Origin of the sequence: Pragia fontium DSM 5563 = ATCC 49100 (assembly GCF_900112475.1) — a bacterium.
In the GTDB taxonomy this organism is placed as follows: domain Bacteria; phylum Pseudomonadota; class Gammaproteobacteria; order Enterobacterales; family Enterobacteriaceae; genus Pragia; species Pragia fontium.
This window is the reverse complement of the sequence record NZ_FOLW01000001.1, coordinates 137,448-152,600: the sequence shown is the minus strand read 5'-3', so window position 1 is coordinate 152,600 and position 15,153 is coordinate 137,448. Positions and strand designations below refer to the sequence as shown.

Below are 15,153 nucleotides of genomic sequence, written 5' to 3'. Positions count from 1 at the left end.
CGCCCTGCGAGGTCAAAAAAAAACCCGCGCAGGCAGCGCGGGTTTCTTGTGTTTTGTCTGAATCTGATCAGTTCGAGTTCCACAAGCCAGCCGCGCAACGAGATGCGAGGAGGAGGAGGCTGAGGAGACGAACAGTTTTAATCATGTGATTCAGTGCTCTTAATGTCATAAATTAGCAATGGGGTAAATTGATACTGGATTGACGTTGGTTTGTCAATAATTGTTTTGGATTTGAATGAAAAAAACCACCTGCTAATTCAGTTGATTGACAGGTAAATAGCGTTTTTTCCAAAATCCAAATCTGATTTGATGCATGTATTAAGTGAAGGTCGCTATTTAGAAGGCTATATAGTGACATACTATAAAGTCTGTATTTTCAATGAAATTATCGTACTGAATCAAAATATTTAGTTTCTGCCCCTTGGATGATTGGACGAATAAGATCGTTTGCTCATTAATAGGGTGAGTTTTTTCTGTACGACTTACTTTATTTCCAGAACAGCTACACTATATTATTGCAGTGAAAATAAAATAATTTTATTAATAATATAATTAGGAGCATGTCATGAATAAATGGTTAGCGATGCTGATTGGTATGACGTTGGTATCCGTCAGTACACTAAGTCAGGCTAATGAAGTACAAGATCAGATGATGGTGATTGCTAAAAATTACGGCACGATTCTAAGCACCAACTCTCCTGATGAGTTTAAGCAGGGATTGGCTGCAATGAAAGACGCCGCCACTAAAGCTCAACAGGGCGTACCGGACAAGCTGAAAGGTCAGGATAAAGATAGTGCCAGTATGAAAGACTACCGCCATGGATTAGATGTATTGATGGGGGAAATTGACGGTGCTAAAGCATTAGCCGATGCGGGTCAGTTAGATAAGGCCAAAGAAGCGGCGCAACAGTTCAAAATGACGCGTAACGAGTATCACCAGAAATATAAGTAATCGTATTGCGTGAAGAGACACCGCCGTTTCTGTGAAAGTATGGCGGTATCTATACCTGAAAGCGGTTATTCAGGGGTTAATATGTATGCTTATCCTGATTGCCGCTATATTGTCTGAAAGATAAACACCCCTTCCATTTTTTCTGAAAAATTTCCCCGGACTGACTTTCTTCTATCTCTGTCAACTTAGTTAAAGTTTGTTACTGCTTTTGCATATTCAATGAATTTTCATTGACCCATGAGAAAGAAAATGTAGACTGCCCATCATAAAAACAGCGAACAGCTGTAAGCTGAAATGAGAAACAACTTTATGAACCAAACTCTTGAGCAATTTCATCCTGTCGCACGGGTACAAGATCGTATTCAACAAAATCCGGACAGGATTGCTTTCAGGGAATGGCACCAGCATCAGGAAAACGCTCTGAGCTGGCAACAAATTGGCGAACGCATTTCCTTGATTGCCCGGGCTCTGTTGAGTACCGGTGTACAGGTTCAGGATCGTGTTGCTATTTTTGCTACTAATAGTATGGATTGGGCCATCACGGATTTATCTATCCAGCATTTACGTGCTATCGGTGTGCCGATTTACTCAACTAATACCCCTGCCCAGTCTGCGTTTGTGATCAACGATGCACAAGCGCGTACTCTGTTTGTTGGTGCGCAGGCTCAGATGGATGCGGCGTTAACCATCCGTGAGCTTTGTCCTCAGCTAGAGCGTATTATTGCCTTCGATAGTCAGATTGATTTAGGTGATTGCGATATCGCTATTCATCTTGATGATTTTTGTCGATTAGCGGATGACAGTCATTTAGCCGAATTGCAGTCGCGTATTGACGATCGAAATATTGACGATCTGTTTACCCTGATTTATACCTCCGGCACGACTGGCGAGCCAAAAGGCGTGATGCTGGATTATCGCAATCTGGCTACCCAGTTTTGCCTGCATGATGAACGTCTGACGGTGAGTGCTGAGGATGTCTCTCTTAGTTTCCTACCTCTTTCTCACGTATTTGAACGAGCGTGGAGTTTGTATGTGATGCACGCCGGGGCGCAGAACGTGTATCTGCGTGATACGGCGGCAGTGCGTGAAGCCATGTCGGATGTCAAACCAACGGTGATGTGTGCGGTTCCTCGTTTCTATGAAAAGGTGTTCTCGGCGATTCATGACAAAGTTGCTCAGGCGCCGTGGCATCGGAGAGGCTTGTTCCGCGCAGCGATTTGGTGTGGCCAACGTAAATTCTGGGCTCAGCATCAGGGTAAAAGTTTGAACCCACTGCTGTCAGTCTGTCATCGTTTGGCCGATAAGCTGGTGCTAACCAAGCTACGGGGTATATTAGGCGGTAATGTGCGCTTTTTACCGGCTGCCGGGGCAAAACTGGATGATAATATTATTCTGTTTTTCCACGCGGTTGGTTTACATATCACCTATGGTTACGGCATGACAGAAACCTGTGCAACGGTTTCCTGCTGGGAAGAAACTGGTTTCCGCTTTGGCTCGATTGGTCGACCGTTACCAGGCGTTGATGTACGCATTGGCGAAGAGAATGAAATTCAGATTCGTGGCCCAATCGTGATGCGCGGTTATTACAATCGTCCACAGGCTTCCGCCGAGGCATTCACTAGCGATGGTTGGTTAAAGACCGGTGATGCCGGCATGATGGATGAATGTGGTAATTTGTTTATTACCGAACGAATTAAAGATTTAATGAAAACCTCGTGCGGCAAGTATATTGCTCCACAGGCGATTGAAGGGGCGTTAGGGCAGGATCGCTTTATCGACCAAATCGCTGTTGTCGCAGATGCGCGTAAGTTTGTTTCAGCGCTGATTGTGCCCTGTTTTGCCAGTCTGGAAGAGTATGCCCATTCAATGAATCTGATTTATAAAGATCGTTTGGAGCTGCTGCGCAATAGCCATATTGTTGAGCTGTTTGAAAAACGGCTGAATGAATTGCAGAAAGAGTTGGCACGTTTTGAACAGGTGAAGCGTTTTACGTTGCTACCTGATGCTTTTAGCATGGAGCAGGGGGAGCTTACCCCAACGCTTAAACTGCGTCGCAAAGTGATATTAAACCGCTATCAGAGCGAAATAGAGAAGATGTATCGGGAATAATCACGCCATTCTTTAGCATCGGTTGGGGAAGTTCCACCGATGGTAAGTGCGGTGTTGACCCGTTCTTTGTTTATGCCCATTCCCTATAGAGCCGTTAAAGCGGCTCTTATCCTATCTAAAATTCAATTGCTTCAATAAACAATCTGTTAGCTTTCAGATAAACTTTCTTGCGTCGGACATAAAATTGCCTTTGCCAGCGTGGGAAAGCAACGGTATGGTAATAAGCTGTCCGTTGGCTATTTTTTATCTGACGTTATCGCGGTTTATACCGGGAAATGATTTATCAGAATGACTGCTCTTGATTGGCAGACCAACGGTCATAATTCAATATAATCATGGGTAAAACCCTATAAATAATTCGATGGCGATAAATCGCCAGTGAACACAACATAAAATAACCTGGAGGAGAGCCCCATGGAGTCGTTGTCAGGAGCTGAGATCGTTGTCCGATCGCTGATCGATCAAGGCGTTAAACATGTATTTGGTTATCCGGGGGGCGCGGTACTGGATATTTACGATGCGCTGCATACGGTGGGTGGCATCGATCATATTTTGGTGCGTCATGAGCAGGCTGCGGTGCATATGGCGGATGGTTTTGCACGCGCGACCGGTGAGGTGGGCGTGGTGCTGGTGACATCCGGTCCGGGCGCCACCAATGCGATAACTGGTATTGCAACGGCGTACATGGACTCTATTCCACTGGTGGTTCTTTCCGGGCAGGTTCCGACGTCGCTAATCGGTAACGATGCTTTCCAGGAATGCGATATGGTGGGAATTTCTCGCCCAGTGGTAAAACACAGTTTTCTGGTGAAGCATGCGGAAGATATTCCAAGCGTGCTGAAAAAGGCGTTTTACGTTGCGAGTACCGGTCGACCTGGGCCTGTGGTAGTTGATTTACCGAAGGATATTCTTAATCCGGCGATTAAAATTCCGTATTCTTACCCAGAACAAATCTCAATGCGTTCTTATAACCCAACGATACAAGGTCATCGCGGGCAGATAAAGCGTGCGCTACAGATGTTATTGGCAGCCAAGAACCCGGTGGTTTATGTTGGCGGTGGGGCGATTACTTCGGCCTGTGATGTGGAATTGAAAGCGCTGGTGGAAAAACTCAATCTACCGGTAGCCAGTTCGTTGATGGGGCTGGGAGCTTTTCCTTCAACCGATAAGCATTTTGTCGGGATGTTAGGTATGCATGGTACCTACGAAGCCAATATGACCATGCATCATTGTGACCTGATTTTTGCTGTTGGAGTGCGGTTTGATGATCGTACCACCAATAATTTAGAGAAGTACTGTCCGAACGCGACGGTTTTGCATATCGACATTGACCCAACATCGATCTCTAAAACGGTTAACGCGGATGTTCCAATTGTTGGTGATGCCAAGCAGGTATTAAATCAGATGTTGGACTTGCTGAAGCAGCGCGATGCATCTCAGCAATTTGAAAATCTGGATGGTTGGTGGGCGCGCATTGATGAATGGCGCACTAAAAACTCATTGGCCTACGATAAAGGCGGCGATCGCATCAAGCCTCAGGCGGTTATTGAAACCCTGTATCGTTTAACCGAAGGTAAAGCCTATATCGCGTCAGACGTTGGTCAACACCAAATGTTTGCTGCGCTTTACTATCCATTCGATAAACCTCGCCACTGGGTTAACTCTGGTGGTTTAGGCACCATGGGCTTTGGCTTACCGGCAGCTCTGGGGATCAAACTGGCACTGCCGCAAGAGACGGTGGTTTGCGTGACCGGTGATGGCAGTATTCAGATGAATATTCAGGAGTTATCTACTGCGCTACAATATGATTTGCCGGTTGTCGTATTGAACCTGAATAATAAATTCTTGGGTATGGTTAAGCAGTGGCAAGATCTGATCTATGCCGGTCGTCATTCCCATTCTTATATGGATTCGTTACCTGATTTCATCAAGCTTGCAGAAGCTTATGGTCATATCGGTATATCCATTAGCAAGCCGGAAGAATTGGAAAGTAAACTGGCGGAAGCATTAGCGGTTAAAAATAAGCTGGTGTTTGTTGATGTTGCCGTCGATGAAAGAGAACACGTCTATCCTATGCAGATTCGCGGCGGGTCGATGGATGAAATGTGGTTAAGCAGAACGGAGAGGAGCTGATCATGCGCCGTATATTATCGGTATTACTGGAAAATGAGTCAGGAGCTCTGTCTCGCGTTATTGGTCTGTTCTCCCAACGTGGCTACAACATTGAAAGTTTGACCGTTGCGCCAACGGACGATCCAACGTTATCTCGTATGACGATTCAAACTAAAGGGGACGCGAAAGTTCTCGAACAGATTGAAAAACAGCTACATAAGCTGGTTGATGTGTTGCGAGTCACTGAATTGACGGAAAGCGACTGTGTGGAACGGGAAATCATGCTGGTGAAGCTGCGGGTTTCCGGTGAAGGCAGAGAAGAGGTTAAACGCTGCGCGGATATCTTCCGTGGGCAAATTGTTGATGTGACCTCATCCCTGTATACCGTCCAGTTAGTCGGTACCAGCGGTAAGCTGGATGCGTTTTTAGCTGCCATTCGTGAAGCGGGAGAGATTGTTGAAGTCGCTCGTTCTGGTTTGGTGGGCGTTGGTCGCGGTGAGCGGATTATGCGTTAGGTTGAGGTGTGTTGGGGGCGAAGAAGTAAAAAAGTAGTCTACTGACATACACTCAATCGGAGGGAGGGAATGGCGTGGGGGTCGTAGCAGCGAAAGCTGCCGGAGTGCCCGTAGCCATTCCAGGCCCGACGCTAGTCGTTGCTGAGTACTGATGGTTTTCCGGCTGAGCACTTAGGTGATATTTATACAGGTTTTTACAGCCAGAATACTCGTTAGGCCCAATTTGAAAAAGTCCCAAGCTCTACCCGGTGTAGAGCTTTTTATTTTGTATTAAACTGACTGAATGGATTAAGCCCTTGCTCAATTGTTATATCTTGGGTTAGATCTACCTTGTTGAAAGTTATTTGTATTAGTATAGCTATTCAGCCTCCAATGACAGGGCGAAATAATACTTAAGGGGTTAATGTGAAACTGGATGAAATTGCGCGTCTCGCTGGCGTTTCACGCACGACTGCTAGCTATGTAATTAATGGCAAAGCTAAACAATACCGTGTGAGCGATAAAACAGTTGAGAAAGTCATGGCGGTAGTCCGGGAGCATAATTATCAACCCAATGCCGTTGCCGCCGGTTTACGTGCCGGTCGTACTCGTTCTATCGGCTTGGTTATTCCAGATTTAGAAAATACCAGTTATACGCGGATTGCTAATTATCTTGAGCGTCAGGCGCGTCAGCGGGGCTATCAGTTATTGATTGCCTGCTCGGAAGACCAACCCGACAATGAAATGCGCTGTGTGGAACATTTACTGCAACGTAAGGTTGATGCATTGATTATTTCGACGGCGTTACCGCCGGAGCATCCTTTCTATCAGCGTTGGATTAATAGCCCATTACCGATTATTGCCCTTGACCGTGCGTTAGATCGTGAGCATTTCATTAGTGTGGTCGGTGCTGACTATGAAGACTCCGAAATGTTGGCTTCAGAATTCCGGACTTTTAAAGCGGAAACCGTTGCCTATATCGGGGCATTACCCGAATTATCCGTTAGCCAATTGCGTGAGCAGGGCTTCCGTCAGGCATGGAAAGATGACAAACGCCCAGTAAGCTATTTATATGCTAACAGCTATGAGCGCGAATCAGCTGCTGAAGCATTTGGCCAATGGCTGAAATCTAATCCGATTCCTCAGGCGATCTACACCACGTCATTTGCTCTGTTGCAGGGCGTGATGGATGTGATTCTGCAAAAGCAGGGGCACTTACCCTCGGATCTGGCTATCGCCACCTTTGGTGATAATGAACTATTGGATTTTCTTGAGTGTCCGGTCTTGTCCGTAGCCCAGCGTCACCGGGAAGTTGCTGAGCGGGTACTTGAGCTGGTGTTGGCAAGCATTGATGAAACTCAGAAGCCAAAGCCGGGATTAACGCGCATTCGTCGTAGCCTGTTCCGACGTGGTTGTTTAAGCAGGGTTCAGTCATAAAAACCTCAAAAACAGCCTGATTATACAATTTTTGATAGATTTACCGCTTAAAGTTATTAATAAAACAGAGAGTTAGTGATTAACTCTCTGTTTTGCTTTTTACGATATTGCCATAGGATCGGCGAGTAATAGACTGGCGTTACTTTATGTTACGATTAAACGCTAAAGCCAATGATTCATCCCCGATTAGAATAACGCACCTAATATATTCTCCCTCGTTCACTTCATTCAGATAGCATTGTGGTTGTTGAGGCATATTTTTTGAATTAACGGAAATTTTATTAATTGATTGCCAAAATGTATCACTGCTAACACTTCGTTTATCACTCGAATAAAATAAACATTACTATTCATAGAGTTATTTATATTTATTTTAAATAAACACGGTTTTAATTTATTTCTGGTGACAAAATTAGCCTCTATTTGAGGAAAAGTATTGGTACTTCGTCTTGACAATCTTTTAATACCCTCCGTAAACTCTATTCAAGTGGGGATTTGTGGGGTAAAGTGGTAAAACTTGTCGCTAAGGAGTGACCAGCCCATGTTTCGTGGAGCAACAACGGTAAATCTTGATAGTAAGGGGCGTCTGGCAATCCCTACTCGCTATCGGGATTCATTGCTGGATGGATGTGAAGGCCAATTGGTTTGTACCATTGACCTCCATCAGCCGTGCCTGTTGCTTTACCCCTTACCTGAATGGGAAAAAATTGAGCAAAAATTATCCAAGCTTTCCAGTATGAATCCGGTTGAGCGTCGCGTGCAACGCTTGCTGTTAGGTCATGCCAGTGAGTGCCAGATGGATAATGCCGGTCGTTTGTTGATTGCTAATACATTGCGGCAACATGCGGACTTGGTAAAAGAAGTGATGCTGGTTGGTCAATTCAATAAGTTTGAATTGTGGAGTGAAGACAACTGGTATCAACAAGTTAAACAAGATATTGAGGCTGAGCTATCTGCCAACTCACCTTTATCAGAGCGGTTACAGGATTTTTCATTATAACTTATGTTGAATAACTATCAGCACACCACGGTGCTTTTGGATGAAGCAGTTAACGCCTTAAGCATTCGGCAAGATGGTATCTATATTGACGGTACTTTTGGCCGTGGTGGACACTCGCGCCTGATTCTATCTCAACTGGGGCCAGAAGGGCGCTTGATCGCCATTGACCGTGATCCTCAGGCCATTGAAGCCGCTTCAACCATCAACGATCCCCGTTTTTCCATTATCCACGGTCCTTTTTCCGATTTAGCTGAATATATGCGCGATTTGCATCTGGAAGGCAAAATAAATGGCGTGTTACTCGATTTAGGGGTTTCTTCGCCGCAGCTGGATGATGCCGAACGCGGTTTTTCTTTTATGCGTGATGGGCCGTTGGACATGCGTATGGACCCGACCCGCGGTTTGTCTGCGGCGGAATGGTTGATGAAAGCGGAAGAAGAAGATATTGCCTGGGTATTAAAAACCTTTGGTGAAGAACGTTTTTCCAAGCGTATCGCTCGCGCCATTGTGGAGCGTAATCGCGAACAGCCGTTAACCCGAACCCGTGAACTGGCCGAATTAATTGCCACTGCCACACCGATTCGTGACAAGCATAAACACCCGGCGACTCGAAGCTTTCAAGCTATTCGTATCTACATCAACAGTGAGCTGGAAGAGATCGAGCGTGCACTGGACGGGTCTCTGGATGTATTGGCAGAAGGTGGCCGACTGTCGGTTATCAGTTTCCACTCGTTGGAAGACCGGATGGTTAAACGCTTTATTCGTCAGCATAGCAAAGGGCCACAGGTTCCGGCTGGGCTGCCGTTAACGGAAGAGCAGTTGAAGCAGCACGGCGGTAGAAAATTAAAGGCGCTGGGCAAAATGATGCCGTCAGAACGTGAAGTCGCCGATAATGCGCGGGCACGTAGTTCGGTGCTACGCATTGCCGAAAGGACGGCGGAATGATTCCAAATGAGCGCCATAACTTAGTCAGCATTATTGGTGATGACCTGTTACGTCACGCTAAATTGCCGCTGATTTTTATGGTGTTGGTTTTAGTTTCAGCGATGGCCGTGGTGTTATCCAGCCATCGTACACGTTTACTCACTGCCGAGCGGGAGCAGCTGATTTTAGAGCGTGAAGCGTTGGAAATTGAGTGGCGTAACCTGATTTTGGAAGAGAATGCCCTGGGCGACCATAGCCGAATAGAACGTCTGGCTAATGAAAAAATACAAATGCAGCACGTTACGCCCGATCAGGAACAAATTGTTATCCAGAAATAGAGTAGCTGGAGTCAGTAAACGTTAATGGATGAATATTTATCCGATAAACGAAATGATAAATCACGGTGGCTAATAAACTTACATGAAAACAGCACGAACCAATAAAATTAAGATCAAGCGTCCAGAGAACGAAACCGGCTTTGTAAGCTGGCGTTTTGGTTTGCTTTGTCTGTTTATTCTATTGGCGATGTTTGGCCTAATGGCTCGGGCTGCCTGGCTACAAGTGATTGAACCGGATAGATTGGTCAAAGAGGGCGATATGCGCTCTTTGCGCGTTCAGGAAGTCCCTACCGCTCGAGGCATGATTTCTGACCGCTTTGGTCGTCCATTGGCGGTAAGCGTACCGGTTAATGCTATCTGGGCCGATCCGAAAGAACTCAATGAACGTGGCGGTATTTCGCCGGATATGCGTTGGAAAGCGCTAGCGGATGTCACGGGTATGCCGTTAGAAAAACTTAGCGAACGCATTAACGCCAATCCAAGGGGGCGTTTTGTCTATTTAGCACGCCAGATTAATGCTGAAACCGCAGAGTATGTTCGTAAACTCAAGCTGCCCGGTATCTATCTAAAAGGTGAGTCACGTCGCTTCTATCCCGCTGGCCCGGTAACCGCTCATATTGTCGGTTTTACCAATATTGATGATAGCGGCTTGGAAGGCATTGAAAAAAGTTTTGAAGATAAACTGGTGGGTAAATCCGGTGAGCGTACGGTACGTAAAGACCGTTTTGGCCGAGTGATTGAAGATATCTCCTCGGTTGACAGTCAGGCTGCCCACAACCTGACCTTAAGTATTGATGAGCGTTTACAGGCACTGGTTTATCGTGAGTTAAGTAATGCGGTTGCTTTGAATAAGGCCGAGTCGGGTACCGCGGTATTGGTTGACGTGAATACCGGTGAGATTCTGGCTATGGCCAACAGCCCGTCCTATAACCCGAATAACAGGGTCGGTACGCCGGAGGATTTCTTCCGTAACCGGGCGATTACCGATATGTTTGAACCGGGTTCAACGGTTAAGCCGATGGTGGTCATGACCGCGTTGGATCGGGGCATTATTAAAGAAAACTCAGTATTGAATACCCGACCTTATCGGGTAAACGGCCATGAAATTAAAGACGTGGCGCTTTATCCTGAGTTAACCATTACCGGTATTCTGCAAAAATCCAGTAACGTCGGGGTTTCCCATTTAGCGTTAGATATGCCATCGGACGCGTTAGTGGATACCTACTCTCGTTTTGGCTTGGGCAAACCAACCAATTTGGGATTAGTCGGCGAAAGCAGCGGTCTGTTTTTACAAAGAAAGCGCTGGTCTGATATTGAAAGAGCGACTTATTCATTTGGTTACGGGCTAATGGTTACGCCATTACAGTTAGCGCGTGCTTACGCCACTATGGGCAGCTTTGGTGTTTATCGCCCTCTCTCCATTACTAAAGTCGATCCACCGGTACAGGGAAAACGTATTTTCCCTGAAAGCACCGTGCGTACTGTGGTGCATATGATGGAGGCCGTAGCCTTACCGGGCGGTGGTGGTACCAAGGCAGCAATCAAAGGTTATCGTATTGCGATTAAAACCGGGACCGCGAAAAAAGTTGGTCCTAATGGCGGCTACATAAATAAATATATTGCCTATACTGCTGGAGTCGCTCCGGCCAGTAAACCACGCTATGCACTGGTTGTTGTCATCAACGATCCAAGTGCCGGTCAGTATTACGGCGGTGCTATTTCAGCGCCGGTTTTTGGTGCCATTATGGGCGGGGTTTTACGGACCATGAACATCGAACCCGATGCATTGCCCGTGGATGATAAAAACGAATTAGTGATTAACCAGAAAGGAGCTACCAGTGGCCGATCTTAATTTAAGCGATCTGCTCGCTCCGTGGAATATTCAGGTTCCTGAGCGCAAGTTAAAAGAGATGACCTTGGATAGCCGAACGGCCGCCGCCGGCGATCTGTTTCTTGCGATTAAGGGGCATAAAGTTGATGGGCGTCGTTATATCGCTCAGGCCATCGCTCAGGGCGTTAGTGCGGTGATTGCTGAAGCGGAGGGCGAAGCAACCGATGGTTCTGTAGCCATGTCCCACGGCGTACCGATTATTTACATTGCACAGTTGAATAAACATCTGTCCGCGTTGGCCGGTCGTTTTTATCAGCAACCGTCGGAAAAAATGCGTTTGGTTGGCGTAACCGGAACCAATGGTAAAACTACTACCACTCAGCTATTGGCTCAGTGGGGGCAACTGCTGGGTGAACGCAGTGCGGTGATGGGCACGGTGGGTAATGGTCTGCTGGGTCATGTGATACCGACGGAGAATACCACTGGTTCAGCGATTGATGTACAGCATGAATTAAGCGATTTAACTCAGCAGGGCGCGACGTTTACCGCCATGGAAGTGTCTTCCCATGGTCTGGTTCAGAACCGCGTTGCTGCACTGAAGTTTGCCGCTGCTGCTTTTACCAACCTTAGCCGCGATCATCTTGATTATCACGGCACGATGCAAGAATACGAAGCGGCTAAGTGGCTGCTGTTTAATCAGCATCAGGTGGGTGAAGCGATTATTAACGTGGATGATGCAGTTGGATTACGTCGTATTGCCGATATGCCCAATGCCATCGCAGTGACCATGGAAGATAATCTTCCTGTCGGTTGGCAAGGGCGCTGGTTGCGTACCTTGGAAGTGTCTTATCACGATAATGGTGCAACGGTTAAGTTTGATTCCAGTTGGGGCGGCGGTGTGATTGAAAGCCGACTGCTGGGGCAATTTAACGTCAGTAATCTTCTAGTGGCATTAACCACCATGCTGGCTTTAGGTTATGAATTAAGCGGTTTAATTGAGACTGCATCGAGTTTACAGCCGGTATGTGGTCGTATGGAAGTATTTACTGCACCGGGAAAACCGACGATTGTGGTGGATTATGCCCACACTCCAGATGCATTAGAAAAAGCGTTGGAAGCGGCGAGACTGCATTGTAAAGGTCAGCTTTGGTGCGTGTTTGGCTGCGGCGGTGACAGAGATCGCGGTAAGCGCCCACTGATGGGTGGTATTGCTGAGCAGTTTGCCGATCGAGTGATTGTCACTGATGACAATCCTCGTAGCGAAGATCCACAAGCGATTGTGGCAGATATCTTGACCGGATTTGTTGATGCTGGCCATGCTCATGTGATTCATGGCCGTGCTGAGGCGGTAACCAGTGTGGTGATGCAGGCTAAAGCCGATGATGTTGTGGTGATCGCCGGTAAAGGTCACGAAGACTATCAAGTAATCGGTAATCGCCGTTTAGACTATTCCGATCGCACAACGGTCGCTAATCTGCTGGGGATAGCAGCAGGAGTCATGGCATGATTCCAATAACGCTGACTCAACTGGCTAACGTGGTGGAGGGTAAATTAATTGCCTCTACCACCGACATTACCGGCCGTCAGATAACGGATGTGATTACTGATACCCGCAAGATCGTTGATGGTTGCCTGTTTATCGCATTAAAAGGTGAGCGTTTTGATGCTCATGATTTTGCTGCTGATGCGCTTAAAGCCGGTGCCGGAGCGCTATTGGTGAGTCAGCATTTACCGTTGGATGTCTCGCAGATTGTTGTGAGCGATACGCGTATTGCCTTAGGCCAAATAGGTGCTTGGGTCAGACAGCAAGTGACGGCCAGAGTAGTGGCGCTGACCGGTTCATCCGGTAAAACCAGCGTTAAAGAAATGACCGCGACGATTTTGCAACAGTGCGGTAGCGTGCTATATACCGCCGGTAATCTTAATAACGATATCGGTGTTCCTCTCACGCTATTACGCCTGACGAAAGCACATAAGTTTGCCGTGGTTGAGCTGGGTGCCAACCATGGTGGTGAGATTGCCTATACTACCGCGTTGACTCATCCTGAAACTGCGCTGGTAAATAACTTAGCGTCGGCGCATTTGGAAGGGTTTGGTTCTCTGGCTGGCGTGGCAAAAGCTAAGGGTGAGATTTTTCAAGGATTACCGCCCCATGGCGTAGCGATTATTAATGCCGACAGCAATGATTTAACCGGTTGGCAGTCTTTGCTGGCGGATAAGCAAGTATGGCGTTTTTCTGCCGGGCAGACCGCAAACGTTGAGTTTTATGCCACGGATGTGGTGGTCAATCATCAGGGAACGGATTTTGTACTGCATTCTCCCATGGGCAATATCGCGGTACAGCTGCCTTTGCCGGGTAAGCACAATATTGCAAACGCCTTAGCCGCGGCGGCATTAGCCCTATCCGTTGGTGCCACATTAGAGAATGTTAAACAGGGGTTGTCCCTGCTTAAAGCGGTTCCAGGCCGTTTGTTCCCGGTTCAGTTAAGTGAAGGCAAGCTATTACTGGATGATACCTATAACGCTAACGTGGGTTCGATGACCGCGGCCGCACAGGTGCTGGCTTCCATGCCGGGCTATCGTGTGATGGTAGTTGGCGATATGGGGGAATTAGGTGATGAAGCTGAAGATTGCCACCGTCAGGTTGGTGAGGCAGCGCGTCTTGCTGGCGTCGATAAAGTATTAAGCGTTGGTCAGTTAAGTGAAATGATAAGTATGGAAAGCGGTAATGGTGAGCACTTTAGGGATAAAGAGGCTGTCGCTAAACGTCTGGGTGAATTGCTATCTGAGCATGCGGTCATGACAATTTTAATCAAAGGTTCACGTAGTGCCGCAATGGAGCAGGTAGTACGCAGAGTACAGGAGATAGCACAATGTTAGTATGGCTGGCGGAACATCTGGTTTCATTTTATTCCGGTTTTAACGTTTTTTCTTATTTGACGTTTCGCGCTATCGTGAGTCTGCTGACCGCGTTATTCCTCTCTTTGTGGATGGGGCCTCGCTTGATTGCCTTCTTGCAAAAACTGCAAATTGGTCAGGTTGTACGCAATGATGGTCCGGAATCTCATTTCAGTAAACGTGGTACGCCAACCATGGGCGGTATCCTGATTCTGGTATCGATCACTGTTTCTGTGCTGCTGTGGGCTAACTTAAGCAATCCTTATATCTGGTGTTCGTTGTTTGTCCTGCTGGGTTATGGGGTAGTTGGTTTTGTTGATGACTATCGCAAAGTGGTACGTAAAGATACCAAAGGGTTGATAGCGCGCTGGAAATATTTTTGGCAATCCGTGATCGCCTTAATTGTCGCGTTTACCATGTATGCCATTGGTAAAGACACACCAGCAACGCAGCTGGTGGTTCCGTTCTTTAAAGATATTATGCCGCAGTTAGGCGTGCTTTATATCCTGCTTTCTTACTTTGTTATTGTGGGTACCAGTAACGCAGTTAACCTGACTGATGGTTTAGATGGTCTGGCTATCATGCCAACGGTGTTTGTAGCCGCCGGTTTTAGTTTGGTGGCTTGGGCGACCGGTAACGTCAATTTTGCTAACTATTTACATATTCCCTATATTCGTCACGCTGGCGAACTGGTGATTTTCTGCACCGCGATTGTCGGGGCGGGGCTAGGTTTCCTGTGGTTCAATACTTACCCGGCGCAAGTATTTATGGGCGATGTGGGTTCCCTTGCTTTGGGTGGTGCGTTGGGTGTGATAGCGGTACTGCTGCGTCAGGAATTCTTATTAGTGATTATGGGTGGGGTATTTGTCGTTGAAACCCTGTCGGTAATTTTGCAGGTGGGATCGTTCAAACTGCGCGGTCAGCGTATTTTCCGCATGGCGCCGATTCACCACCACTATGAATTGAAAGGCTGGCCAGAACCGCGAGTGATTGTGCGTTTCTGGATTATCTCATTAATGCTGGTATTAATTGGCTTAGCTACGCTCAAGGTGCGGTAA

The 15,153-nt window shown here is 47.0% G+C and carries 12 protein-coding genes; all 12 read left to right on the top strand.

Annotation, left to right across the window (positions count from 1 at the left end):
• Positions 1-565 precede the first annotated feature (565 nt).
• The 12 genes from cybC to mraY all read left to right on the top strand — a co-directional run bounded on the left by cybC (position 566) and on the right by mraY (position 15,153).
• Positions 566-952 carry a cytochrome b562 gene (gene cybC / locus BMZ28_RS00695; protein WP_074820076.1) on the top strand — a complete coding sequence of 129 codons (387 nt, stop codon included), beginning with the start codon at positions 566-568 and terminating at the stop codon, positions 950-952.
• 309 nt (positions 953-1,261) lie between these two features.
• On the top strand, positions 1,262-3,061 hold the full coding sequence (locus tag BMZ28_RS00690; protein ID WP_047780154.1) for an AMP-dependent synthetase/ligase: 1,800 nt from the start codon (positions 1,262-1,264) through the stop codon (positions 3,059-3,061).
• Between the two features lie 414 nt (positions 3,062-3,475).
• Positions 3,476-5,194 (top strand): acetolactate synthase 3 large subunit, encoded by a 1,719-nt coding sequence (gene ilvI, locus BMZ28_RS00685; RefSeq protein WP_074820074.1) that lies wholly within the window; start codon positions 3,476-3,478, stop codon positions 5,192-5,194.
• A 2-nt stretch (positions 5,195-5,196) separates the two neighbouring features.
• Entirely contained in the window at positions 5,197-5,688 is a 492-nt protein-coding gene (gene ilvN, locus BMZ28_RS00680) for an acetolactate synthase small subunit (RefSeq protein ID WP_047780156.1), read from the top strand.
• A 405-nt stretch (positions 5,689-6,093) separates the two neighbouring features.
• Entirely contained in the window at positions 6,094-7,104 is a 1,011-nt protein-coding gene (gene cra, locus BMZ28_RS00675; protein ID WP_047780157.1) for a catabolite repressor/activator, read from the top strand.
• 541 nt (positions 7,105-7,645) lie between these two features.
• Positions 7,646-8,104 (top strand): division/cell wall cluster transcriptional repressor MraZ, encoded by a 459-nt coding sequence (gene mraZ / locus BMZ28_RS00670; protein WP_047780158.1) that lies wholly within the window; start codon positions 7,646-7,648, stop codon positions 8,102-8,104.
• A gap of 3 nt (positions 8,105-8,107) precedes the next feature.
• Complete coding sequence (gene rsmH, locus BMZ28_RS00665; protein WP_047780159.1) at positions 8,108-9,049, top strand: 16S rRNA (cytosine(1402)-N(4))-methyltransferase RsmH; 942 nt, start codon at positions 8,108-8,110, stop codon at positions 9,047-9,049.
• Complete coding sequence (gene ftsL / locus BMZ28_RS00660; RefSeq protein WP_047780160.1) at positions 9,046-9,366, top strand: cell division protein FtsL; 321 nt, start codon at positions 9,046-9,048, stop codon at positions 9,364-9,366. Before rsmH ends, ftsL begins: the two co-directional genes overlap by 4 nt.
• 82 nt (positions 9,367-9,448) lie before the next feature.
• Positions 9,449-11,218 carry a peptidoglycan glycosyltransferase FtsI gene (gene ftsI / locus BMZ28_RS00655; RefSeq protein WP_047780161.1) on the top strand — a complete coding sequence of 590 codons (1,770 nt, stop codon included), beginning with the start codon at positions 9,449-9,451 and terminating at the stop codon, positions 11,216-11,218.
• Positions 11,205-12,704: a UDP-N-acetylmuramoyl-L-alanyl-D-glutamate--2,6-diaminopimelate ligase gene (gene murE / locus BMZ28_RS00650; protein ID WP_074820069.1), complete on the top strand. Its 1,500-nt coding sequence runs from the start codon at positions 11,205-11,207 to the stop codon at positions 12,702-12,704. The genes ftsI and murE overlap by 14 nt, the downstream gene beginning before the upstream one ends.
• Complete coding sequence (gene murF / locus BMZ28_RS00645) at positions 12,701-14,077, top strand: UDP-N-acetylmuramoyl-tripeptide--D-alanyl-D-alanine ligase (RefSeq protein WP_074820066.1); 1,377 nt, start codon at positions 12,701-12,703, stop codon at positions 14,075-14,077. The genes murE and murF overlap by 4 nt, the downstream gene beginning before the upstream one ends.
• Positions 14,071-15,153 carry a phospho-N-acetylmuramoyl-pentapeptide-transferase gene (gene mraY, locus BMZ28_RS00640; protein WP_074820064.1) on the top strand — a complete coding sequence of 361 codons (1,083 nt, stop codon included), beginning with the start codon at positions 14,071-14,073 and terminating at the stop codon, positions 15,151-15,153. Before murF ends, mraY begins: the two co-directional genes overlap by 7 nt.

Coding starts and splice junctions, on each gene's coding strand:
- mraZ (WP_047780158.1), top strand. CDS start 7,646: ATGTTTCGTGGAGCAACAACGGTAAATCTTGATAGTAAGGGGCGTCTG.
- mraY (WP_074820064.1), top strand. CDS start 14,071: ATGTTAGTATGGCTGGCGGAACATCTGGTTTCATTTTATTCCGGTTTT.
- BMZ28_RS00690 (WP_047780154.1), top strand. CDS start 1,262: ATGAACCAAACTCTTGAGCAATTTCATCCTGTCGCACGGGTACAAGAT.
- ilvI (WP_074820074.1), top strand. CDS start 3,476: ATGGAGTCGTTGTCAGGAGCTGAGATCGTTGTCCGATCGCTGATCGAT.
- rsmH (WP_047780159.1), top strand. CDS start 8,108: ATGTTGAATAACTATCAGCACACCACGGTGCTTTTGGATGAAGCAGTT.
- ftsL (WP_047780160.1), top strand. CDS start 9,046: ATGATTCCAAATGAGCGCCATAACTTAGTCAGCATTATTGGTGATGAC.
- ftsI (WP_047780161.1), top strand. CDS start 9,449: ATGAAAACAGCACGAACCAATAAAATTAAGATCAAGCGTCCAGAGAAC.
- ilvN (WP_047780156.1), top strand. CDS start 5,197: ATGCGCCGTATATTATCGGTATTACTGGAAAATGAGTCAGGAGCTCTG.
- murF (WP_074820066.1), top strand. CDS start 12,701: ATGATTCCAATAACGCTGACTCAACTGGCTAACGTGGTGGAGGGTAAA.
- cybC (WP_074820076.1), top strand. CDS start 566: ATGAATAAATGGTTAGCGATGCTGATTGGTATGACGTTGGTATCCGTC.